Source organism: Paenibacillus sp. J22FR21 (assembly GCF_056269135.1).
Genome location: NZ_JBWDNJ010000009.1, coordinates 166,457 through 190,197, shown reverse-complemented (window position 1 = coordinate 190,197; position 23,741 = coordinate 166,457). Strand labels below are relative to the sequence as shown.

Annotated in this window: 17 protein-coding genes; all 17 read left to right on the top strand. The window is 42.3% G+C overall.

The annotated features are described in order from the left end of the window. Positions 1-14 precede the first annotated feature (14 nt). On the top strand, positions 15-1,340 hold the full coding sequence (locus AC0YNS_RS26870) for an FtsZ/tubulin family protein (RefSeq protein WP_475784007.1): 1,326 nt from the start codon (positions 15-17) through the stop codon (positions 1,338-1,340). A gap of 962 nt (positions 1,341-2,302) precedes the next feature. After that, positions 2,303-3,556, top strand: a complete 1,254-nt coding sequence (locus AC0YNS_RS26865) for a hypothetical protein (protein ID WP_475784006.1) — start codon at positions 2,303-2,305, stop codon at positions 3,554-3,556. Between the two features lie 399 nt (positions 3,557-3,955). Continuing rightward, on the top strand, positions 3,956-5,395 hold the full coding sequence (locus AC0YNS_RS26860; protein WP_475784005.1) for a hypothetical protein: 1,440 nt from the start codon (positions 3,956-3,958) through the stop codon (positions 5,393-5,395). A gap of 14 nt (positions 5,396-5,409) precedes the next feature. Next, positions 5,410-6,660 carry a GGDEF domain-containing response regulator gene (locus tag AC0YNS_RS26855; RefSeq protein ID WP_475784004.1) on the top strand — a complete coding sequence of 417 codons (1,251 nt, stop codon included), beginning with the start codon at positions 5,410-5,412 and terminating at the stop codon, positions 6,658-6,660. A gap of 21 nt (positions 6,661-6,681) precedes the next feature. Then, the gene (locus AC0YNS_RS26850; RefSeq protein ID WP_475784003.1) at positions 6,682-7,470 is read left to right on the top strand and encodes an SAF domain-containing protein; all 789 of its coding nucleotides are present in this window, start codon (positions 6,682-6,684) and stop codon (positions 7,468-7,470) included. Positions 7,471-7,484: 14 nt separating this feature from the next. Then, positions 7,485-8,660 (top strand): CpaE/TadZ family protein, encoded by a 1,176-nt coding sequence (locus tag AC0YNS_RS26845; protein WP_475784002.1) that lies wholly within the window; start codon positions 7,485-7,487, stop codon positions 8,658-8,660. Further along, a complete protein-coding gene (locus tag AC0YNS_RS26840; protein ID WP_475784001.1) occupies positions 8,636-10,090 on the top strand; it encodes an ATPase, T2SS/T4P/T4SS family in 1,455 nt (484 codons plus the stop codon). The genes AC0YNS_RS26845 and AC0YNS_RS26840 overlap by 25 nt, the downstream gene beginning before the upstream one ends. An 8-nt stretch (positions 10,091-10,098) precedes the next feature. Beyond that, the gene (locus tag AC0YNS_RS26835) at positions 10,099-11,115 is read left to right on the top strand and encodes a hypothetical protein (protein WP_475784000.1); all 1,017 of its coding nucleotides are present in this window, start codon (positions 10,099-10,101) and stop codon (positions 11,113-11,115) included. Between the two features lie 4 nt (positions 11,116-11,119). Further along, a complete protein-coding gene (locus AC0YNS_RS26830) occupies positions 11,120-12,022 on the top strand; it encodes a hypothetical protein (RefSeq protein WP_475783999.1) in 903 nt (300 codons plus the stop codon). A gap of 16 nt (positions 12,023-12,038) precedes the next feature. After that, positions 12,039-12,194 (top strand): hypothetical protein, encoded by a 156-nt coding sequence (locus AC0YNS_RS26825; RefSeq protein ID WP_475783998.1) that lies wholly within the window; start codon positions 12,039-12,041, stop codon positions 12,192-12,194. 52 nt (positions 12,195-12,246) lie between these two features. Then, the gene (locus AC0YNS_RS26820; RefSeq protein ID WP_475783997.1) at positions 12,247-12,396 is read left to right on the top strand and encodes a hypothetical protein; all 150 of its coding nucleotides are present in this window, start codon (positions 12,247-12,249) and stop codon (positions 12,394-12,396) included. A gap of 71 nt (positions 12,397-12,467) precedes the next feature. Further along, positions 12,468-12,617 carry a hypothetical protein gene (locus AC0YNS_RS26815; protein WP_475783996.1) on the top strand — a complete coding sequence of 50 codons (150 nt, stop codon included), beginning with the start codon at positions 12,468-12,470 and terminating at the stop codon, positions 12,615-12,617. A gap of 63 nt (positions 12,618-12,680) precedes the next feature. Beyond that, positions 12,681-12,830, top strand: a complete 150-nt coding sequence (locus AC0YNS_RS26810; RefSeq protein ID WP_475783995.1) for a hypothetical protein — start codon at positions 12,681-12,683, stop codon at positions 12,828-12,830. Between the two features lie 776 nt (positions 12,831-13,606). Further along, positions 13,607-14,113, top strand: coding sequence for a hypothetical protein (locus tag AC0YNS_RS26805; RefSeq protein ID WP_475783994.1), 507 nt, complete (start codon positions 13,607-13,609; stop codon positions 14,111-14,113). A 576-nt stretch (positions 14,114-14,689) separates the two neighbouring features. Next, entirely contained in the window at positions 14,690-15,607 is a 918-nt protein-coding gene (locus AC0YNS_RS26800; RefSeq protein ID WP_475783993.1) for a copper amine oxidase N-terminal domain-containing protein, read from the top strand. A 5-nt stretch (positions 15,608-15,612) separates the two neighbouring features. Next, on the top strand, positions 15,613-22,281 hold the full coding sequence (locus AC0YNS_RS26795) for a glycoside hydrolase family 78 protein (protein ID WP_475783992.1): 6,669 nt from the start codon (positions 15,613-15,615) through the stop codon (positions 22,279-22,281). Between the two features lie 239 nt (positions 22,282-22,520). Then, entirely contained in the window at positions 22,521-23,570 is a 1,050-nt protein-coding gene (locus tag AC0YNS_RS26790) for a hypothetical protein (protein WP_475783991.1), read from the top strand. Positions 23,571-23,741: the final 171 nt, after the last annotated feature.

Below are 23,741 nucleotides of genomic sequence, written 5' to 3'. Positions count from 1 at the left end.
AGGCGTGCGAAATTATGGATCTTAATCTTGGATTTATTTCTCTTGAAGGATTTACTAGCAGAACTGATGGTAATAGCCGCAAACTAAAGTTTTGTTTCATCTCATGCGGACAATACGGTGGTCGACAAGGGGATGAAATGGCCAGACTGAAGCATGATGTTATTGCCATCAACACTTCTGAGTCTGACTTATCCGATCTGAAAGTCGTCCAAAATATCATTAAGCTTGACGGCTACAACGGGGCTATTAAAGACATTGAACGTGGACAAGCTGCGATTAAAGATAACCGCGATAAAGTAATCAGTGTTTTGCAATCGCCAGAAGTCGTTGATGCAGATTTCGTATTTGTAATCGCAGGTATGGGCGGCGGTACTGGGAACGCAGCAGTTCCTATTTTGCTTAACAACCTCTCGCGTGTCCGGGAACCATTCAACGGTAAGCCATCATTCGGAGCAATCGTTTCCGTACCAGGTGCATGGGAAAAGCGTGGTATTAAGAAAAACGCCAGCTGGGGTCTTTCTCATATTCATGAAATGATCCAGAATGAGAGCTGCGGATCGGTTCAGATTATTGACAATGAAAAATTATTTCAGATGACTGAAGGTATATTCAGCGATACCGAAACTAAACTGGAATGGACGGATTTTGGGAACTCGATGTTAGCAGCCTTGTTAACAGAGGTCGCCTTCTTAACCTCCCTCCCCTCTGGGAAAACATTTGACGAGGACGAGCTTCTCGATGTTCTTAGTACACCAGGATACCTCTCACTCGGAAAATGCTATATCCAAGAAGGGGATTCTCTTGAAGTTAATAACATGAGTCAGTTGATCGAAAAGAGCTTCCGAGAAGCTCCAACTGCGAGTGATTATGACTATGAGCTGGATGCAACTAATGGTTTTATCGCAGTAGTGCACCCTAAAAGTAAGAATCAGATCATTACTGACTCAGATTTCCGGATACTTGAAGAGAGATTCGGTAAATTTGCCGCCAATGCGGAGAAGCCTCACTCTGGTCTGATCGAGAATGCAAAATGGGGAACAATTACAAGCAAAAATAAGCTCGTTGATGAAAAGCCTAAGGCAATTCTCTATGCCGGCGTCGTATCCTCCCAGCTCCCACTAAGGATTGCAAAGATGCTAAGTGAGATCGAGCAGGAAGAACGCGAGTTAGAAACCAAACGAGAACAGCGCAGCAACCGCCCTGTAATTGATCTTTCCGGATTCAAAGAAGTGAAGAAAAAAGAAGCGGTTGCCGTTAAGGGCATTGTAAATGACGACTTTGATCTGTTTAGCCCTAAACAAGAGGAAAAGACTAAGAGGAACTCCAATTTCGACCTATAAAAAGGATACGAAAAGCGACAGCCATGGACGAGTATGAGTCCAAATCTGTCGCTTTTTTATTGATCTTATTATTCGTAAAATAATCTGAATTCTATGGTCTGGTCATTTCGTAATACATTTACATCAAGTGGTTTATAACCAGCAATATGAGTAGCAATGTCTTCTTATATCATCCCAGTTGTTATGAGTTTAGAAATGTCCGGGAAGGCCGCCCTCCCCCATCGCAGTACTCCTGGGGTAGGGGTAAACAAGGGCAAGTGTGATCACGCGGCGTTATGCAGCGTAACGCCGCGTTAAGTCGCTGAAATGAGAGAACACTAGAATTAATAAGAACATAGTGCTGTATATAAAAATTTATAAGATTTTATGGGACACTCATAGGAATCATAAAACCCGGGAGTAACGGTGAGCTCGTCCAGATAATAGAATCGGTATTCCTGAAAAGGATTTTGGTCTGAAGGCTTACGAATAAACGCGCGCGTTCAGGGTTGGTACATATCGCCATACTATCTCATTTCTGTTGAGGTTCCAGTCATTTCAAAATGTTCTCTTGGCACGGAGGTCACATCTACCGGGCTATTTGGCATGTTCGCAGTTATTACACCTAAGTTTTTTGAAATCAGTGTATGTCCCCTCTTCTTTGAGTGGTTTTATGAAAATTTATATGATTTTATGACTCGAAACGGGATGGGTTAGGGCCGGACGCCCCTTTCCAACGGAATTTATGAAAATTTATTCGAATTTATGAACATAAAATTTAATAAATTTGTTTAAAAAAATCAAAATAAGTTTAAACAAAAGAAGAAAAGTGAAAATAAATTTAAATTATTATAAATGAGGACAAATATAAGTCAAATATACTAAAAGAGAATAAAATATCTGAAAATTTACATTGATAAATTCTTATGAAATCTTATAAAATGATAGTAGAAGTTACCGGATTTAGATCGGGGGCAAATTTTGTGCTGGTTGAACAAATAACAAGAGAGCGGCTTGAAGCGGAGTTTGGTAATGATCCGCTGTTTGATGCCGTTCAGCGGATGAATCTAATAGATGAATTATTTGACCATGAAACCCTCTCTGTCCTTGTTGAGCGGCATGAGTATACTACAACGGATTTCGAAAAGTGGTTTTGTGTTGAAGCAGATACCACCCGTTATCTATCAACACCAGGGATAATGCGAGCGTTTGTAAAAGAGCTAGCTAACTACTTACAAACAAGAAGCATTGGACGGACAATTATCATTGACTATCAAGCTGTTATAAAACTCAAAATGGCACTGCTATTAAGAAAGTATGGAATGAAACCAGCACTAATTTATGAGACAGCAGGGGCAAAGGCTTACAGTCCATCAGTGAGTCAAAGGCCACCGATCAGCGTTCAGCCTCATACGCCGGCAGCGCCGAGGACACAAAAGGATGTTTTATATCAACAACTCATGGAATCATTATTCACGCAATTGACAGCTGCAGGCGCTATTTCACAAGGGACCGATGGTAAGCTTCATGTTGATTTGCGGATGCTGATAGAGAAACAAGTTGAAGAAATGGCTCCATCACTACTGCTACCAGCTGATTCAGAGGAAACAAAACAAAAGCTTGAACAACTGGGTGACGAAATCATCCAACTCAAGGGTCAAGGTGAACGGAACCGCGAGGTTCTTGATGACATCCAGCAAAAATATGAAAATGTTGTAGGCGTTTCCGAAAGTGTTACGGAAATTAAAAAGAGAATAGACTCTGAAACGACAGAAAATAAAAAAGCGCAAGAGATGAGAAATGAGTGTCGGAGTAAAGCGGGAGCAATCTACGACTTGATTAAAACGGCTTCAAGCACTTCGGAAATGGAAGAGATGGCCATTCAAATCCGGAAGTTGGAGCATGAATATCCATCGGAGTTACTTTATATTATTCGTGATTATGGAGATAAGGCCGATGATATGATTGTTAAGGTAAAGCTAGAAGAAAAACAGCAAAGAGAACGACTTATAAAAGAAGAGTGCCAACGTTTATACAATGTAATGATTGATCCGACTGCAGCGAAATCAGAAGTAGAGGATGCGAAGAATAATCTGTTAAAGCTTCAGGAAGACAATAGTGATATTGCCTTTGAAATACGGTCGTTCATCGCTGCGGCGAATAACGTAGCTGATAAAAACAAAGAAAAAGGCAGCGGCGGGTTCATGAGTTGGTTTAAAAGGGCGCCTAAACATTGACACCAATAGTTTCCAGCAGTAATATAAGAAATGTCTTTGTTTAATTAAACAAACCGAATAGAAACATATTGTAGGCGAAGCACGCCGAGATACCCGAAAGGGTTACTCGGCGTGCTTTTTTGCTTTCGAAGAAAGGAGATATAAGCAAAAGTGGATCTACATCCAGGTGAAGTGATGAAACTTTGCAGAGTCCGGAAAAAGATGAGCCAGGAAAAACTAGCAATGGCCATTAATGAGACAAATCCGAAGCAGCTCACATACCAAATGCAGATAAGTCGAATCGAAGCAGGCTTAGAATATCCAGACGAGCAATTAAAATCTGCAATTGAGCGATCGTTAGGATATAAAATCTGGAATTTGAATAGTAAGGAAGCTCAGTAGTGGAAGGGGGGAGTTAATGTGGAAGAAAGCGGAGCGCCCGCAAAAAACGTCATCATAGCAAGCCAAGATCTCAAGTTTGCCGAGCAATTGAAGAAAAAGTTTGAGCTTAGAGGATTAAAGGTGATTGAAATCGTCGTAGTCCTCGAACATTTGCTTTCAACAATTGAGGAGAAAATCGCCCAAGGGACACACATTTATGGACTGATCATCTCCAGCTCAATTGGAAAAAACAATCTTGGTAAACGTTTAGAGCTCCTTTCGGATACGATTTTGACGATCCGTGAACGCCAAACTGACATTAGTTTCATTTTCCTTAGTGACGAAAACGAAGGACACCCTTTACTAGCCGACCTTGTATCATTTGGCATTTATAACATTTTCACTCGAAACACTTCATCTAATGTTAGCATCGACGAATTCGTTGTATTAATGGAACAACCTAAAACGTTTTCCGATGTTAAGCATTTGCGCGAAGTTGATCCTGACATTCAATGGCGAAATCGAACTGTAGCAGTGGAAGGTGCGAGAAGCATTAATGTAGCCGTAGAGACAACGACTAAACCGGTTGTAATTGAAAAGGAAAAAATCGTTGAGCGGGAACGGATTATTGAAAGGCAAGTAGTTCAGTACGTAGAGAAAGTAAGAGAAATAAAAGTTCAGCCAAAGCTTTTTGCAATTGGTAGCGCATATTCTGGATCCGGCTCGACTTTCGTGACAATGGCGATCTCCCGAATACTCCATCACATAGGCATTAGCAACGCAGTTGTGGAGCATCCTGCAGGTGATCCGGTCCTATATTCATTATTATTTGGCGAACAAAAATGTCCCAAGGATTATAAATTTTTATCGGAGCAAGTTCAACAAAATGGGGTTATCGTAAATCGCAACGAGGAGTGGAGAGACGGGAATACGACCTGGTATCCAATTCATCCGGAAGGGCTGAAAAAGGCAAATGATTGGTCTGCCGACGATACCCTTAAGATGCTTTATCACGTTAAGGAACCAATCGTACTTCTTGATGTATCGCACAATTGGAACGACCCATCTGTTCGAGACATTTGTCTTAGCGCCGATGAGTTACTGATAACAGTTGACCCACTGCTTCCGGTTCGCTTTTATAAGCAAGAAACTAAGAAGAACACAGACGTAATTTTCGAAATTCGGAATCTAGGTAAGCCGGCAAACATAATCGCCAACCGGGATGTAAAGGTAGCCAACAGAAACGAATGGTTACGTTCGTTACCACTTACTCCGATATCAGTGATTCCAGAGTTACCGTATAGTTCTGTGATTGATTCGATCTGGAACAGCAAATTACTTGCCGATGACGAGATCATTCGTGACGAATTAATTTATGCCTTATATGGAGTGATCAAGCGGATTGTTCCAAAAGATTACCCGATCAGTCATCTTAGAAAACGGCGTAGTGGAATTATCAGCAAATTGTTTGGCGGTTGAGGGAGGGGACTTGAATGGAACTGCTTGTACTGCTCATAGAGGAAGACCCGACCACCGCTGCCGTGATAGCAGAAATCCTATCAGATGGCGGGTTAACGCCGATCATAAAACCTTCTTTAGAAGAAGCAATTAAATGCTTAAGCACAATGAGTATAAAAGCAATACTCTTATCATATGACGGTCCAAACGAAGATCATCTTGATTTTATTGCTAGCTTGAAAGGTCAGCAAGAAACAAAATGGCTGCCTCTGATCATCCTGTCTCGGAATAACCAAGATGTATTTCGGATCGAATGTTTCAATAAAGGAGCCGATGACTTCCTTCTTCACCCAGTAAACCATAAGGAATTGCTGGCGAGAGTCAAGGGTTGGATCAAGCGCATTGGAAGCTTCGAAGAGTTGGCATTTCGGGATCCGCTAACCAAAGCGTATAACAGACGTTACTTTGATCATCAGATCATGCTGGAACTGCAAAGATCGCAAAGAAATGGATATCCAATTTCGTTAGCGTTTATCGATGCAGATAAATTTAAATCGATCAATGATAACTACGGACATCACATAGGGGATTTAGTCCTTCAAGGTATGAGTGCTGCATTACAGGAGCAGATACGTTCCTCGGATATTGTAGCACGTTATGGAGGAGAGGAGTTTGTCGTACTTCTTCCTAATGCGAATGGTAAACAAGCTTCCGAAAGGATGCATTCAATCTTGGAGTATGTAAGAAAGACAGCAATTTCCAAGCATGAAGGAAAGGAATACTTCATTACATTCTCTTGCGGAGTTTGCGAGTGGAAAACCGGTATGACCATCACGGAATGGATCAAATCCGCTGATGATGGAGTGTATACAGCAAAAGAGCAAGGCCGTAACAGAGTAATTCTTTCAAACATCAACATGTCCGTGGAAGTGGAAGAAATTAAACCCATCAACGCAGTGTTGATCGGAAACACGGGAATAACTCCTATGCTGCTGAACAACACAATGGGGTTAACAATCGAAGTCGTCGAGTTTAAAGGTTTTGATGATGTCGGACCTCTGCATTCTGATTTGTGCATCATCGCTTTGAATGAGCACTTAGACCGTTTGAAATTTGAGCAGTTTCGATCTGATAAGTTATCAATCGGCTGCAAAGTGCTATGGATCACTGAGAGAAAGTCTGAAGATGAAATCCTTCAAAGCATCATTGCCGGTATCGATGGGTATATCAGGGCCCCGTACTCGGATGTTGACGTAGAAATCGGGGTAAAACAGGTGCTTAATTAACAAATCGGAAGGATGAATGACTTGAGAAATTGGTTTTTCAAATTACCGCAATTGGTGAGGTTGCTTATTGCGTTGATTATCTACGCGGTGGTCTTCATAGGGCATATAGCGGGGGTTAATTATTACGTAGAGAATTATTCGGAAAAGGTTGATTCAAAAGAAGTGGTTGTCACAGTTAGTGAAATCCCGATTCATACGGTCATTCGATCGGAGGACTTAACGATTAAACGAGTTAGATTAAGCGATCTGGTTACCGGTGTTTTAGTGAATCCTGAAGAAATCATCGGAAAGGAAGCACAAGCTCCGATGGGGATAAACGAGCAATTTACAGCAGATAAGATTAATACGGTAGTAAAGAAAGATGGGGAAATGATTATCGAAATTCCGACAGAATGGGTTATGTCGTTCCCGAAATCCCTCCGTCGCTTGGATAAGGTGTCACTGTTGCCTATAGTCGATATGTCAAAAAGTGCAAGGGTTGATTTCACGGCAACCGCGAACCAGCAAGATAACAGTGTGCAAGGGAGCGCTAACGTAAATGCAGGAATCAAAGAAGATCCGAACGCACCATTACTGGCTGTTGCAAGAGAGAAACTTCTAGGGATAACAGTTGCTTACTTCAAAGACAACACGGCAAACGAAATCACTGACTCACTTCCCCCGAACTCGACTGCACTAAGTGATTCGACTCCGAGGATTAACTCTTCCAACTTGGGAGCTCGACTGGAAGTCGCCGTTAATCCGGAACAATGGGCAATGATAAACAAGCTGGTACAGAACAATTATAAGTTCGTCATCAGTTATCAGTAATAGGAGGCAACTCAATGAAAAAGATACTGTTTATCGGCGAAGATACAAATCTTCGTAGGGAATATCAGCATTTTGATCCGGAATCCGATTTTATTACCGCAAAAGCTTCAGAGGCATCTCGGAATGAGGAATATGATATTCTGATTATTTCAGATCGGGAAGTACAGCCACTAACCTTAACCGCATTTGCACAAGATTTTAAGTCAACTCAAACATATTATCTGATTTCGAATAGTCCAAAGACATCAATCATCGAGAACAAAATAGCCCTCTGTAAGCAGCATGGAATAAAGCCGATCCATCCTAGGCAATCGACCTCTCAAATCATCCAACGGATTTTGGGGATATCAAGCAAGGCTAGAGGGCTCAGAAACGTATGCGCGGTTTTAGGGACACATCCGCAAGTTGGAGGTACAACCGTAGCTTTAAGCCTTGCGAAGAAACTGGCAGAAAGTAATGAACAATCCGTTTGTGTTCTCGGGCTAAACCAATTTAATCCAGGTACTGCCTTTGTTGACAATTATGTTGGAAACACCTTTGACGAGATGTACGCAGCAATCGTTGATAACCGGCAAAGAATTAAGCCGAGTGAACTGATAAATTATATGCATTATGATGACTCAAGAAAATTCCATTACCTTGCGGGGAACCAAGATTTCACGAAACGGGGTTATTTTAGAACTGAGGAAGTCGAGCATGTTATTACAGCGGCTGCTGAACAGTTTGATATTGTCATTCTCGATGTCGGGTTCTCGCCATGCAATAACGTAACCCTGCAAGGCCTGATTAAATCCGAAGTTAAATTACTCGTAGGTAATCAGCAGCCGGTATCGGCCAAAATGTGGAGTCAAATGAATAACGACATTCTCCGACTATTAGGAATTACATCAGATGAGTTCCTTTTGGTTGTAAACAGAAATAATTTGGATCTCCCAATTGATTCAAAGGCTCTCCAAAACAGCATGGAGGTGCCGGTAATTGCAACAATATCTGACTTCGGCGTTGAAGGGATGATTTGTGAGATTGAGAAGAAATTGCTCTGCGAGAGTCGGAATAAAGGCGTGAAAAAGAAGGCAAATGATGTTTTCGATGCTCTCGGTGAAATTGTAGTTGGGCGACTGATGGGTAATCAAGGAAGAAAGACAGCGAAGGAGAAAACGGGGTTATGGAAGAAGCTACTGTCGTCGTAAAAAGTTGGGACTGGAGTGAAGAAAGGTTTAGCATCCGTGACTACCTACAGGAACAGCAAATTCTTGAAGAGGAAGAACGAAAAGCTGATCCGAGCCCTCGCGTTGAATCCGATTCCTTGTTCAATAAGATTAAGCGTTCAATTATTGACCATTTTACGGATCGGTTCGAAAAAAGTAAGGATCACGAAAAGACCTCATGGCTCACCAAACAACATGAAGCCATCATCGGTTCCAAGACAGCAATTGACTGGTTCAAGCGTGAAATTGAAGAGTATTTGCGAAGAAATAACCTACTTGGAAGTTCTTACCCATCTTATTACACCGACATTGTGGAGGCATTCTATCAAGAAACATATGGTCTTGGACCGATCTCGACATGGTGGAAACACGAAAGATACCAAGACTCACAGGCGGCTAGTATAATTGGGACCAACATTTTCTTCGAGATTCCTGGCCAACTTGATGAGTTGCAGGACATCTCATATGCTTCTGAATCTGATGTATTGAGGGTTGCGAAGCAATTGAGCCTACGAAACCCAATTACTTCTCTGAACCAGCATAATCCTTCACTCCAAATCGACATGGCAGACGGTACTCGTGTGACGATCATAATTCCGCCTTGGACTAGACGTCCGACGATCATTTTCAGGCATTATACGATCAAACGAGTGAGTTTGGAGGATATTGCAGAATACGGAACCTTTCCTAATGAAATGGTGGACATTCTTAGGGCAATCTCAAAGGGCCGTGGCACAACAAAGATCTGTGGACCTGTTAAGAGTGGGAAGAGTACTTTGCTCTCGGCAATGATTGCCGAACGAAAGAGCTACGACAAGATGCTCATAATTCAAAAAGACTTTGATGAATTGAAGATATCCGAGCATTATCCGAAGCACAAAGTCATGGAGTTCATCTTGACTGAGGAGAATAAAACTAAGATTTTCGATTTGGTTCTCCGAAGCGATTATGAGTATATCATTGTCGGGGAGCTGCGCTCCCTGGAAGCCGAAATATTCTTGAAAGCATGTGAGCGGGGATTACCGGGCGCGCTTACCACCTATCACACTCCCGATCCCGATAATATTCCTTCGCAGCTGGCAGACGTTATCTTGGACGAGCATCCGAATAAAGCATATCAAGCTCAATACGAACGAGCATCCAGAAACATTCACTTTGCAATCGTTATGGAAGAGTTGAAGGACCGGAGCAAACGTCTTGTAAAACTATCTGTATTCGACTGGAATCCGAACACGAAAGAGTTCAAAACGCACGACTTGGTGGAATGGGATCGTAAAGACAGCACTTGGAGATATTCCAGCTACATACCTGAACGAATCCTATCAATTATGGAGAAATACGCTCCTTCGGAAACCGTGCAAATGGTAAAGCTTCTTGAAAAGCTTTCAATGAATAATCCGTTTAAGCGGTGAGGTGAACAATGAATCCACATTCAATAATGGAAAAAATTAAGGTGATTCTTGATCCTGTCATACGATCTGTTTTGATCGCGGGAGTCCCGTTAGTAACGGCATATTTGTTAGCCAAATTGGTCTTTCCTGTTACAAAGGCTTTAAGGGTGGTTCGGTTCAGAGGCCTTCCTGCATCTCTTGAAAAGAGCAAAACTAATAAACCTGCTGCAAAATGGGCGAGGCACCTGGTACTACTATCTCGTTCGATCAAGACTGGCGAAGAAAGCGATGAGGAGCGGCTACAGCAATTCATCCTCATGACGATAGGTTCGTTCGTGGCGACATACCTTGTATATGGTTTTTGGACGGGATTGTTTAATAGGACTACCTTTCAGTACTCGGACTTTGTTGATAGATGGTTGATCTTAATATCAATAATGGCCAGTTCTCTACCGTATTGCTTTATGCGAATGAGATTGCACCGGGTTCGGGTCAAGAATAGTTACGATCTTGTTCCTGCTGTAAACACGTTGATTCTTAAATACTCCGAATATCGAGGAAACCTGTATTACGCGGTCTTTGAAACCACAAAAGGTCTGAATGGCGATATCTTAAATGCCTTTGTTGGGCTGCTACCTGCTCTGCAAGGCTCGGCCAATGCAGAAATTGAGGATTCGATCGAGCTTTTCATATTCCGAATAAAGACAACTTGGGCAATTCAACTTGGAATACTGATCCACAAATCGGAAGAGCAGGGCGACAACATTGAGCAAGGTCTTAGATGGCTCGTTACCGATATGAGTGAAGTGGCCAAGATAACAGAGGAAATCAAATCCGAGAACAGGGAAACGATCCAACTAGCATACATGCCAGCATTTCTATTCCCAGCAGTAATCTATCTCAACCAATACCCGTCACTAGGAAAATCCTGGCACTATTACTTTCACACGACACCGGGCATAAGAATGATCGTGTTTACACTACTATTCACGCTAATCTGCGCCTTAGTTGCTTATATTATCCAAAAACCACGGAATGAGGTGTGAGGACATGGATGTAAATACCATAATCCTTTTATGTTTGTATATCCTGCCTCTCATATTCGTCTCATATGTACTTCAGCTTGCCCGACTGAGCATTGCCCCCGGAAGGCTGTCGATTTGGACTCAAATGCGGCATTACTTCGACGTTCAGAAAGAAGGAGTTGTCGAGTTCTATAAAAGGCCAGATATGCTGCAGCAGTTCGAAGAAGCGGGATTGCTCGCAGCAGGCTTTTCGCCAACCAAGTACCGTTTATTTCGAGATATTACGTTACTAATTCTAGCGGCAATTCTCAATATCCGATTCCTGATGAATATGGACCAACGTTATCCTGTGTTCGGACTTTTCATTCTGGTACTTATGTACATTGCATTACAGCTCCGTGAATCCTTTCCGATCGAATACCTGCTGAAAGCAGTAAAGGTACAGTTTCAGCGAAAAAAGAATTCTGAGATTTTCATTCTTCAGCAGCTCATCTCAAATGAGTACGCTGATAAGAATACAACAAAGCAAACTGTCTATCACATGTTTCTGTATATGCGTCGTTTCTTGAACTATGTTAAACCTGCCGTTGATCGGTTCCTTGAAGAATATCCGCTGGATCCGTACAACAAGGAAAAGGCATTTCAGAGCTTCGCAAAAATAGTAGGCACACCGGAAGCGGAATCCCTTGCAGAAATTCTTTACCAAGTGGAGCAATCTTCTCCGGATGAAGTTGCTGATCTATTAGAAAAAAAGTACGAGGAACTTAAAAAGAAACGACAGGAAGCTTACCGAGGGGCCATGAAAGACAGAGGCGTTATCGCTTATGTGTTGACCTTCTCGGGAGTAATGATGGTCATTATATGTGGGATGTATGTCTATTACCTGGAATACAAGGACATGATGGGCGCCACATATAACATGAACTAATCAAGGGAGGTTTAGGATGAAACCCGTCATCATGAAGGTATTACTGATCGCCGTCGCTCTCTCGGCAATTGTCGTTTACGCTGCAAGCGAAACGGGACTTTGGGGAGACAGCAAGACGATCCGCGATCGTTCGCATACAAGGGTTACGAACAGCTTGGCGCCTCCTCCTTAGCGCTGGTTTCAAAATATTAATATATACATCTTATAGAAGGGGGGATATTCCCATGAAAGAAGTAATTATTAAAGTTCTACTTATTGCAATCGCATTAAGTGCATTCACTTTTTTCGTTGCTTTAGGGCTTTGGGGAGATAGCGGCGCGGTAGATGGTCGCAAAGACACTCAGGTTACACGCGCTACAATTCCCCAAAATTAATGTTCTGAACAAAGGCGCTTTCCTGTGTTAACTGAATATATCGAACCATTATGAGTGAGGAGACTAAATCCATGAAAGAAGTAATCGTTAAAGTTCTACTTATTGCAATCGCATTGTCCGCATTTGTATTCTTTATAGCAACCGGTCTTTGGGCTGATAGTGGCACTACGGATACCAGAAAAGATAACGAAGTGACCCGATCCGTTATTCCGCAAAGCTAATGACATTTAGGGGGCAGCAGAATTGCCCCCAATCAATAAGCTGATGAAAGGACGATTCTACTCATGAAAGAAGTAATTATAAAAGTTCTACTTATCGCCATTGCTTTATCCGCATTCACATTTTTCGTAGCAGCCGGACTTTGGGGCGATAGCAATGCCGTCGATGGACGTAAGGACGCACAAGTAACACGCGCCACGATACCGCAAAACTAATCGGTGGGGTGATCCTACAATGAAGGAAATCATTGTAAAGATACTTGTTATCGGTCTTGTATGCTCAGCTTTTACAGCCTTTATCTTTTTGAGTTTATTCCCGACAGCAAAGACATCGGAAACCAATCTATCAACAAAGCTTTCGGAGAAAAATGTCCCACGGTAACGCAATTAGAAAGGGCGTTGGAGTATGAAGGAAATCATTGTAAAAATACTTTTAATCGCACTTGCCCTGAGTTGCCTGGTCGCAATTGCATTCCCTGCGGTCTGGCAGGATGGAAAGGATACAAAGAACCGGGCACAACAGCATTACCAAACTATTTTCCAGTAGGAGGTGAAGGAGGAGAAGTGAAATACTTTTCCTCCGAAATCTTGTGAAGCAAGCCATAACCTTACTGCTTGTGTTTCCTTTTATGGTATTCTTCATGTTCCAACCATTCATGAATGAAGTAGTCCATATGAGGGGCGTAGTATTAGAAAACACGACACACAAATATGTTAAACTCGCAGCCAGGGATGGATATTTGTCGCCTACACTCATCAATAACATGAAGAATGAGCTACAGTCACTTAATTTTAAAACCGCAAATCTCGTAGTAACTGGAACAACATCAGGTAGGGTAGCCCGAGGCACAGACGTAAATGTTTCTGTTCAATACCCAATTGGATCGATGTTTATATTAATGAATTGGTTCGGTTCGGATTCACCTTCGGGCAACTATAAATTTAGCGCTACCGAAATGTCGGAATACATTCCGTAAAGAGGCGAAGTAACCATGAAATGGGCAATATTTTTACTATTCACATCAGCAATAAGTACAATGCTTTGGATATGGCAAATGGATAATCATACGACTGCAACAGCATATAATCGACTGAAAAACACACTCGATCTTGCGACCCATGATGCTTCATTGCAAATCGACAAGAACGAACTTGCACAGAACGGGAAGATTGTTTTTTCTGCAAATACACAGAACGTACTTATGGCAACCCTTCAAAAGAATTTGAAGTTAAATACGAGCAATCTTCCGATCGCACCAAACATGTTTCGCTCAACCGATCAAGTAAAATTGTTGGTATTTGATAAGCTTGAAACCGGATGCCCTGGAAGTCCTGCAGGATTCCCATGCACATACAATAACGCGACCTATGGCTATGTTGATATAATTGATGGTCCAGCTGTTGTTGCTATTATCTCTATGAGGCATCCGCGGCCGTTTGCTATTTCAGCGGATCGGAGTTTTATAGTGGGAAGTTCTCATGAATATAAAGGGTACTAGCAGTCTTTTTACGAGCCAGTCTCTTTCAAATAAATGGGGCCATAAGCGGCTATATGTTTCCGACGAGTATGTCGGACGAAATAGCCCACATGAAAGAAGTTTCCGTGATGGAGTATATGATGGAACAGTAGTTCTGAAAAACGGAAATTCTACATATTCAAGATTTTTCCGGAATGGTCGATATATAAATTAATGGTAGCTTATATTTGCTGCCGATCGGTTTAAGGCCATCAAGAATGGGACATAAACAATGTCTTCAATGATGAAAAATAGCAATTGAATTTTCATTCAACAAAATACTAAAATAAAAAAAGTTCAAATTGAAGGAAGCTGCGGAAGCACCGTCAGCGTATGGGACAACCATGCCTGTCGGTGCTTTTTGCGCGAAGGCGAGAATAGGTGGGTCCAAAAATGAAGGACCCACGAAACGATGTTATAGTTAAATTAAGGATATAAAATAACTAAATATCGTGCTTGGCCAGCAACCAAGGGAGAACGATGGGTCACTTGAGTATCCGAGCAACGTGTATTCAGAAATATCATCATCCATTCAATTATAGAAGGGGATTGTTTTCTATGAAAAAGAAATTACTAGCAACCGTATTGGCTCTTTCGCTGACTGTACCACTTGGTTCTACTTCTGTAACGCAAGCAGCTACAAGCATAGTTAAGTCGGATTTAAGTATCGAAGTTCTATACAACGCTAGGAAAATTGTTTTCGATGTAAAGCCTAAAATGGTGGACGGTACTGTGCTGATCCCTGTTCGGTATGTTTCTGAGAAATTACAAGCGACCGTGGCCCAACAGGGAAATACGATCCTTGTTACCAAAGGTAGTAAGACTATCAAGCTAACTATCGGATCGAATGTGGCAGTAATAAATGGGAAAAGCGTATCACTGTCACAGGCAGCTATTGTTGAAAAAGGACGCACACTTGTACCGATTCGAGTGATCAGTGAAGGACTTGGTGTGGCGATTGAGTGGGATTCTGAATTGAGATTTGTTTGGATTGGAAGTAAGGAAGTCCCAGAGCTAAATGATATTATTTCCCCAGTTAATATAAAGCCATATTTAGCATATTTCAAAGGTGGGGAATACCTTTTAGATGATGGGTTAGGAGACTACACCAAAGCATCGATTGTTAGAAATGCAGACTTTCCATTTAAAATAGGCGTGGTTACTTACTTTAAACTTGATCTTGCATATGATTCTACTGAAAATGTATATCTTCGGACAATAATAAAAACAAATTTTGAGAGGAGTTCAGATCTCTTTTACTTGAAGAAAAATACTGCTCCTAAAAAGGGAGTTGCATTAAATTATTTAAGAGATCATGTTTCGAAAGGGATTCATATTAATTTTAATGATGTATCAGTGCTAGGCAATTCCAAAAGCTTTGAAGAAAACAAGGTTGAATATATTGGAATTCGCACTTCTAATCGGCTTAAAGACGGTACGGGTAGTGTGATTTTGATAGATAATCCGTGGGGGTAATTTCATTGAAAAGAAAAAAGATACTTCAAAAAATTATATCCTATGTTGTAATTGTTTCACTAGTATTTTCCATGTTCCCTTTAATATCCATTCAAAGAGCTTCTGCTTCTAGTGCAAACCCTAGTGTTACTCCAGTAAGGGAAAAGGACGCTAACGGAGAATATCTTAATTCCAACAAACGATTTGCAGTTGGGTTCGTGTATGTAGATATTTGGTCAGATTCGACTGGTGGCAATTGGGACCCGTACTCTAAGGGCCAGTTAGACGTTACTATCACCAATCCATACACCTTCACGTTCGCTGGTAGAACCGTGAAAAATGTAACAGTTTCAAGGTTTGACCAAAACTCCGGAATGCAACAGACCGTCTTTTCGGAATCAAGGGCAGGAGAGTCGTGGTTAAACTATAAGGATTATGTAGGAAATAATCCATCTAGTCCGAGTAAATCAACCGTGTCTGGGTATGGAACAAGTTCAGTATCCTTTTCAGTTTCAATATCTGGAGATCTAACTACAAGCGATCCATATGATATTCGTTTGCAGGATGGAGCATGTAGCGGTTGTTCTCCTAATGTAAAGGGTTATCGCTATTTCTTTCCTGTACTGTTTACATTTGAATTGAATGGATATATGGAAGTCCACCACAAAACCACTGATGGAACCAATATTGACAGTTTGTTTGTGGACCAGTCTACTAATTTAGGTGGTAGCCCATATACTCTAGTTCCTGCAACCAATGCAGAATACGAATATAAAGGTTATAAAAAGAGCACTGTCTCTTCACCATCTGGAGGCGTAATCACACCAGGTAATCCGCCTACAGTGACATATGATGCAACTTATGATGCCTATTATCTCAATCTTTATTATGAGAAGAAGCCCGAAGGGGGAGGAGAGGCAATTGTAAAGCACTACTCAACCGATGGGCAGAGTTTGGATTCCGTTTTTCATGATCATACAGATATTCTCGAAAAGAATAAAAATTATAATCCGATTCATCCAACTGAAACTGGTTTCAATTACGCTGGATATAAGAAAAAAATCGAATCAGGTGCCCCAGATCTCTTGCCGCCATATACAGCAGGAGATTATTCCATTAACCCATACTTAGGTGATTTTGAAACCGTAAATTTAACTTACTTCTACGATGTAGTCAGTGCCGGTAAAATTCACGTACGTCATATGGTGCGAACAGGTCCTACCGGTACCTATAGCCAGCAGGGCAGTGAAGAGCTAATTCCGGTGACAACCTTGCCGCACTCTAGGTCGATTGCAGCTGACAGTTCGTATGGAACGGTCAAGGGGAAAAACGTATCTTATGTCTCCTTTTCTAGTACTGTTACGACGGGATCGACCGCAAGCGTGAATTTGACCACGGCGCTGCCGGAAGTGTATATAACCTTTTTCTATGAGCAAGCCATCATTGCCCCTCCTGGTGAGAATCATCCGCCAGAATTTATAATCGGTTTTGTTGATCCTTATAACAGAAAGGTACCGTTACATAAAGTTGTTGAAGGGACAACCTTGGATCTGATTTATATCGATGATCCATCAGTGCCAACCCCGAATGATATCGATGGAGATACTTTGTATTTTGAGGGGTTTGACTTTGATGCAGGAAACACCTTTGTAAAATCGATTCCATCAAAGAGTACTGATTATGTTGACGGACAGCATGGTCTAACGATGGATACGATTGGCTACCACAATGTGTGTGCCAAAATGAGTGATGAACACGGAGCAACGGTAACTGCGTGTACCTATATTGAAGTTGTTTCGAAGAATCCAGTACCAGTTATTGAATGCCCACCGTCGGTCATTGCCAATCATCCGCTGGCAGCTGGTGCGATAAATAGCACGGGCAGCTACAGCCCAATGGGCCGTACAATTGACCATACGAAAGACGAGTGGTCCAATAAACAGAATGTCTACACGAATCCTACGACTTCTGATATCACGGTTACGGTATCATTGCATGTCTACGATAGCGCGGGACTGAAATCTCTAGCTCCTGCTACCTGTACAATCATTGTAAAGCCGGATCTGCCGCCGATCGCAAAGCTAATCGTGCCGGCACTATCGATTCGCGGAACGCACCTGGATATTGTAAACAAATCCACTAGCCAAGATGGCGATACTATTACAGTCGCAGAATATAAGTACAAGTATGATGCGAACAATAACGGATTTGCTGACGAAGCTTGGATTGCCGCTACTGGGACAATGGCAAAGATGCAGATCACGCCAACCAAAGTGGGTAAATACTTATTCTACCTTAAGGTCACGGAGGAATATGGCGCATGGGATGACACCTTATCAGATGCTCAAGCCACATTGACGCTTGATGTCGTTAATAACGCGCCGGAAGTGTCATTTGAGATGGAAGGGAATAACCCGCAGCCAGATCTTGATCCGTACACACGAATAAAACCTGTTGATATGCTGAATTGGCCCGTATATGTACCAGGCACAAACACACTCGTGAATAATAAGAAAAACTTGTGGAGCGCCGAAGGAGCCGATCTCGTAAGTGGAGAGGGACGCAATTTCGGAAAGCAAATTGTAGATACATATGATTACAATGTCACTCGTTTTAACACCACAATGCAGCGATGGGATTCCTATCCGTTACAAAATAACGGATACGGATCGAATGAGCTTTCACCATGGAGAGCCGCATTACAGTCTTCCGTGGTAGCAAATATTCACGATGAGTACGGTAAGAGGTTGGATTGGCCTAATCTTAACGCTGGGCTTCCGTATCCGATAATAAGATCATCTAAGAAGCTCATTTACTTTGATAAGCACGATACGACTTATTATTATGATTACGATAAGCAAAAAGGAACTTACACCTACAACGATCGTATTTACGCGCTAGACCCATCTAAATTATCAAATATCAAAGATGTAATCGATCAGTACGGGTCCGTTTCCCAAAAGTATGAGAGTGGGCAGCATCCATATAAATTTATCTTAAAAGCTGATAAATCAAGACAAGCGAATGTTGAGTATAATGGGTCAACCTATAATAATGTTACGCTTAGTCTGCAGCAATTAAGAGAATACGAAATGTCTGATGGATATTTATATGTCCGTCGGTATTGGAGCGGATATGTCGCCAGTAAAACACGTGATTTTTACGATATTGGGGTCTATGATGCTGCTACGGGGCAGGAGCTCTATAGTTCTTTTGATTTTCCTGACTTTATACAAGCCTTGACAGATAACGGGACAAACGTAACTTCTATGCAATTTATCAGCTCAGAGGGCCGCAATTTACTTGTAGCGGGTAGTACTGATTCGTATGTTGGTTATGCTGCAGCACTTAAAGTCGGTCAATCCTACCAAAATATGTACTACTTATCACCGGACTTTAAGCTGACGAAGATACCATCAACTTTTATCATGCCGGCTCCAAATTCGCAGTATAACAAAGATAAGTTTGCGAGTGCGACAGAAGCAGAGAAGAAGCAATGGGGTTATGGTTATCTTGAGGAAATGAGAGATGCAACGGGTGCTATCTATCGGTATGAAGCTCTAACTTATAGCGGGAGTATCTACGAACTAAACGTTGCGAAATATAATGCAGACTATTCGCTCGCTTGGAGGAAGTATATCGGAGATACTTTGTCTGGAAGCAATCTAGGAATTACGAACGCGAAGTCGTTCTCATCAGCGTACTATTATCCTGAAATTAAAGGTGGTTTCTTTTTCAACCCGACGAAAAAGGAATTATACGCTAAAGTCTACTACGATCACGTAGCAGAAGGTAATGTCTGGCCGGATACGTATGAAGCCGTTTATGTGCTGAACTCAGGGACTGGAAGTCTTAAGAAAATGGTTGATGCACAGGCAGGCGATGAAGTAATGCTTTATCATTATGGCGATTCTGGTTACTCTGGATCGATGACGCAGTTTTCAACTGATTTTGGAGGAAATATCATCCCGAAAAGCAGGCAGTCGTTCACGATTGACGGCTACCGAACAAGCAATTCACTCGGTGACGGATCGACATGTGACGACTATCCATTGATGTACACCAGGTTTGGCACGAATACGGTGTATGATGCAGCTGGAAATCCGGTTGGGAACGTGCAAAAGGGATGTAACTACTCTGATGCAGAATATGGGCAGTACGTAGGAGATGGAGTATATTTATCGCTTTCACAAGCATATCCCAACAATGGAGGTTATTCGTATGCATCTACAATGCGAATGACGATCTCCGTTGGTACACCAACGACAAATCCAGCTGTAATCCGTTCATTCACAAACGGTCAGTTTTACTCACCAACCTCTCAATCTGACACTGAATATAAGTTCAGTTTCAAGATAGATGATGTTGATTATGACAAAGAATGGTTCGGATTCTCATTCCGTATGCAGGACAGGCAAAATGGTTATGCGCTAGAAACGGACGCGAATAAAATTGATCTTGTTATGTACAAGAATGGCGTTCGTACAGTGATTAAAACACAGAATTATTCCTTGCTAAGCCAGAAGACGTACTCCGTTAAACTGCAGGCGAGTGGCGAGCATATAGCGGTATATTTAGACAACACACCACTGTTTGAAGCCGATGACGCTACTTATTCCAGTGGTCGATACGGATATTTTTCGAACAAGTCCTACATGACATTTGGAACACTTGCTTATAAGCCGCTTGTGACAAATAATGTATGGTCGGATCAATATGCGATTTGGGAATCGGGATCTGCGTCTGCAGAAGTGCAGTACAATAATATTCTGTATACCGATCCCGAGAATGACCCAGCTGCAGGTGGTTTGTACGATTGGACAGTGCAGCATACGGTACGATTCATTCATAACCAAGGTTTATCGGCTCTGAACAATAAGACGTTTAATAATGCTCAATTAAAATTTGATAAGGTCGGGAACTATCTAGTAAAGCTTAAGGCGAAGGATGATCCAAATCCGAGTTACCTTTATCCAGATATGACTTTCGACTCGTACCGTAAATCGTCCAATGAATTTACGAAAACGATCACGGTTCACCGCAGGCCAGTTGCTAGTTTTACACTTTCAGCTGCGACAAATGGCACAATCACCTGGACGGACAAGAGCAACGATCCAGATAGGTATTTCAGCAGTACCGATTACTCCACCGAGGCAACAGGGATCGACTACAAAACTACTAAGGGCGTACTTGAGAAAAAATTTTACTATATCTCACCAAGCGGAGTGTATTCGGATAAGAAGCTCGTATCGCCGCAAGAGATCGGTACGTACGAAGTTGGGCTTGCCGTCAAAGATGAGTATGACGCATGGAGTGACTGGACTGTGGTCATGCTGCCAATTACAACATTAGCTCCACCGAACTCGCCTCCTGATCCTGGCTTTACTAGCAGCCATATCAATACATTCCGTGGTGTTACTGTTACCTTCGATTCGTTTGCAAGTGATCTTGAGGACGGGGATCGGACGAAGCTAGCGCATGAGTACTACGTGAAGAATGATACAACTGGTAGTTCCGAAACCTTTGCAAGCAATTCGCGGACAACCTGGACGAAAGCCTTCAGTAGCTTGGGTACGTTTAACATTCGTCAGATTGTAGAAGATTCAGAAGGTGCAGAAGCGCAATTTAGTTTGAAGGTCAACATTTTTAACCAGCTGCCAAGTGCAAACATAACGATGCCGTCTAGCACGGATCAGAATAATCCGACCAAATTAACGACTCTCCGGCCGGATTTTACATGGACATACTTCGATGCAGATGCAGATCTCCAAACTCAGTACCAAATGAAGGTTTATAGATATGGTGGTGTACTGGTACATGATTCGGGGATTAAGAGCAGCGGGGCATACATCTGGACCCCGGGCATAGATTTGCCGGAAAAGGTAAATATGTATGTCATCGTCCGAGTCTTTGATGGGTATGAATGGAGCAACTATAGCGACCCGAAGTTCTTTTACATAGAAACGAACCGGCCGCCAGTCTCATCATTTTCATGTACTCCTAATCCGGGGTACGAAGGAGACGTAATAAGATGTACAAATACGAGCGTTGATCCAGACTCCGATGCGATGACTTTTGAATGGAAAGTCGTATACGTACCGAATCCAAGTAAACCTGGAGCTGCTTATAGTACATCATTTACGACAACAGACATCAGTTTGCCTCGATCTGTCACTGAAAATCGAGTTGGTACTTTTAAGGTTACGCTAAGGGCGACAGATGTAAAAGGACTAGTTAATCTGACGGACGCTTCAGAAGATGTAATTGTTCAACCATTGGGGATTGCGGGACAAGTAAATCATACCCCTCAATGGGAACAAAACCGTCTAAAGTGGAATATTGCAAATCCAACTGCACAAAGGCCTGCAAATACGTTCTGGGGAGGAGAGCAATTTGATTTAGTCGGTTTACCGACTGTAACATCAAGCGCTGGAGGAAGTGCGACAACGACTTCTAGTATATCTGTAGTTGCCGCCAGTATCGGAACGGCATCCTTGACCAAACAAAGCGCATCAACATGGAAAGGATATATTGGGCAGGATACAACGACAACGATCCTGGAAGATCTCGCAGATGGAGCGTACAATTTCACGTTCACAGTGACGTATTCAAATGGAGTTCAAAGATCGACATCAGTCACGATTTACATCTTAGGCAATTGGAATGATTACTTCCGATTCCATCGGAAATATTAGGAGCCGAGAAGGGGGAGCTACAGCTCCTCCTTCTTGCTATTGAAAAGGTGTTGTAGTCCGGTGAGCCTACAGAGAAGCAATCGACATATAGAGCTGCGTCCTCTAACGACGCCTAACCATTGATCTCTTGATTTAACGCATACTATAATAAGGATAATAAATCAAAGTGAAGCTGCGGAAGCACCGTCAGCGTATGGGAAAACCATGCCTGCCGGTGCTTTTTTTGCGAGGAGGATCTCATGGAATATAAGAACATACATCTGGAACGAGAAATGATAATGGGCAATGTGGTAGACGGAAATCAGGTCGGACCGTCAATTCGCTGGGATTGGATGAACCCGGACTACGCAACGATTGCTTTTGTAGGGGACGATCTTAAATCGGCCCGCAAGAGCATTGTCAGTAAAGTTGCCGGGAATGTACATCAATATGATGAAAAGGCGGTATTTTGGATCACTTCGGATCAATACGGGGAGAGCTATCCTTCCGAAACAAACGACTCTATTACGTGGCTCGAAGAGAAACCAGATCTGTCAACCGAGTACGATCCAGATCATATCTTTCGCGATCGCCGCGGCATTTTCCCAGCTATGTTTTTTAATCTCGTTGCTCGAGGAAAAGGGGGCTTCAACTTCCGAGATTATGTGCCCTCTGTAACGTATAGATCACATATAGAAGGTCCAACGCATGGGTATCACCGCATATTCGAGGCGATAGACAATTTTAACGCTAGGGAAATGTTGCTTGAGGCGTTGGAGCAGACGAGTAATGTGAAGTGGCATCTAACACAAGAGGGACGGAAATTCATTATTCCTACCGGCGTATCCGCATATGAGAAAGCAGCTGCGATGGTACTCGCGATGTGGAACTTTTGGTCCCAAATTTGCCGTCTTGATAGTCCTCAGCAATTCATGTTGATCATTGAGCCTGATAAGGACGTAATGCTCGGTGATCACGAATCTGAGTTGAAGAATTATATTTTCCGAACACTTGATGTCATGCGGAGCTTGTCCGAAGAAATCACGATGAGCCTCGTATTATCTCTGGAATCAATGTTTCCAATCCCGGAGCTTGGGATCAGGACGCGTGTTCTTCTTCAAACCCACCAATCCGACATCGATATGTTTTCCCCAGAGCATAAATCGTTCTTCGGCCCGCTTCTTTACGAGGAGTGGGGGAGAGGGAACACTCATGCTGCCTACATCCAGGATTCTTATTCCGGTGAGAGCTGCATTGGGGAATTGAACCCGAAGCAGATTGAATTTTGTGGAACACCAAACAACCTATGAGTAACCGGATCCTTCTATACCCAGCCAACAGGCTGCCACGAATAACGTAACGATGAAATCCTAGTTTTCGCCAAGAATTATTTGATGAGGGAAAATAAAGTTTGTTAGTGGAAAATAGAGTGCGTTAGTGGAAAATAAAGTGTGTTAGTCGAACCGGAAATCAAGTCAAAA

Bases quoted from the DNA above. Each gene is read 5' to 3' on its own strand.
- AC0YNS_RS26870 (WP_475784007.1), top strand. From the start codon at position 15: ATGGATCTTAATCTTGGATTTATTTCTCTTGAAGGATTTACTAGCAGA.
- AC0YNS_RS26855 (WP_475784004.1), top strand. From the start codon at position 5,410: ATGGAACTGCTTGTACTGCTCATAGAGGAAGACCCGACCACCGCTGCC.
- AC0YNS_RS26845 (WP_475784002.1), top strand. From the start codon at position 7,485: ATGAAAAAGATACTGTTTATCGGCGAAGATACAAATCTTCGTAGGGAA.
- AC0YNS_RS26840 (WP_475784001.1), top strand. From the start codon at position 8,636: ATGGAAGAAGCTACTGTCGTCGTAAAAAGTTGGGACTGGAGTGAAGAA.
- AC0YNS_RS26835 (WP_475784000.1), top strand. From the start codon at position 10,099: ATGAATCCACATTCAATAATGGAAAAAATTAAGGTGATTCTTGATCCT.
- AC0YNS_RS26830 (WP_475783999.1), top strand. From the start codon at position 11,120: ATGGATGTAAATACCATAATCCTTTTATGTTTGTATATCCTGCCTCTC.
- AC0YNS_RS26825 (WP_475783998.1), top strand. From the start codon at position 12,039: ATGAAACCCGTCATCATGAAGGTATTACTGATCGCCGTCGCTCTCTCG.
- AC0YNS_RS26820 (WP_475783997.1), top strand. From the start codon at position 12,247: ATGAAAGAAGTAATTATTAAAGTTCTACTTATTGCAATCGCATTAAGT.
- AC0YNS_RS26815 (WP_475783996.1), top strand. From the start codon at position 12,468: ATGAAAGAAGTAATCGTTAAAGTTCTACTTATTGCAATCGCATTGTCC.
- AC0YNS_RS26810 (WP_475783995.1), top strand. From the start codon at position 12,681: ATGAAAGAAGTAATTATAAAAGTTCTACTTATCGCCATTGCTTTATCC.
- AC0YNS_RS26805 (WP_475783994.1), top strand. From the start codon at position 13,607: ATGAAATGGGCAATATTTTTACTATTCACATCAGCAATAAGTACAATG.
- AC0YNS_RS26800 (WP_475783993.1), top strand. From the start codon at position 14,690: ATGAAAAAGAAATTACTAGCAACCGTATTGGCTCTTTCGCTGACTGTA.
- AC0YNS_RS26790 (WP_475783991.1), top strand. From the start codon at position 22,521: ATGGAATATAAGAACATACATCTGGAACGAGAAATGATAATGGGCAAT.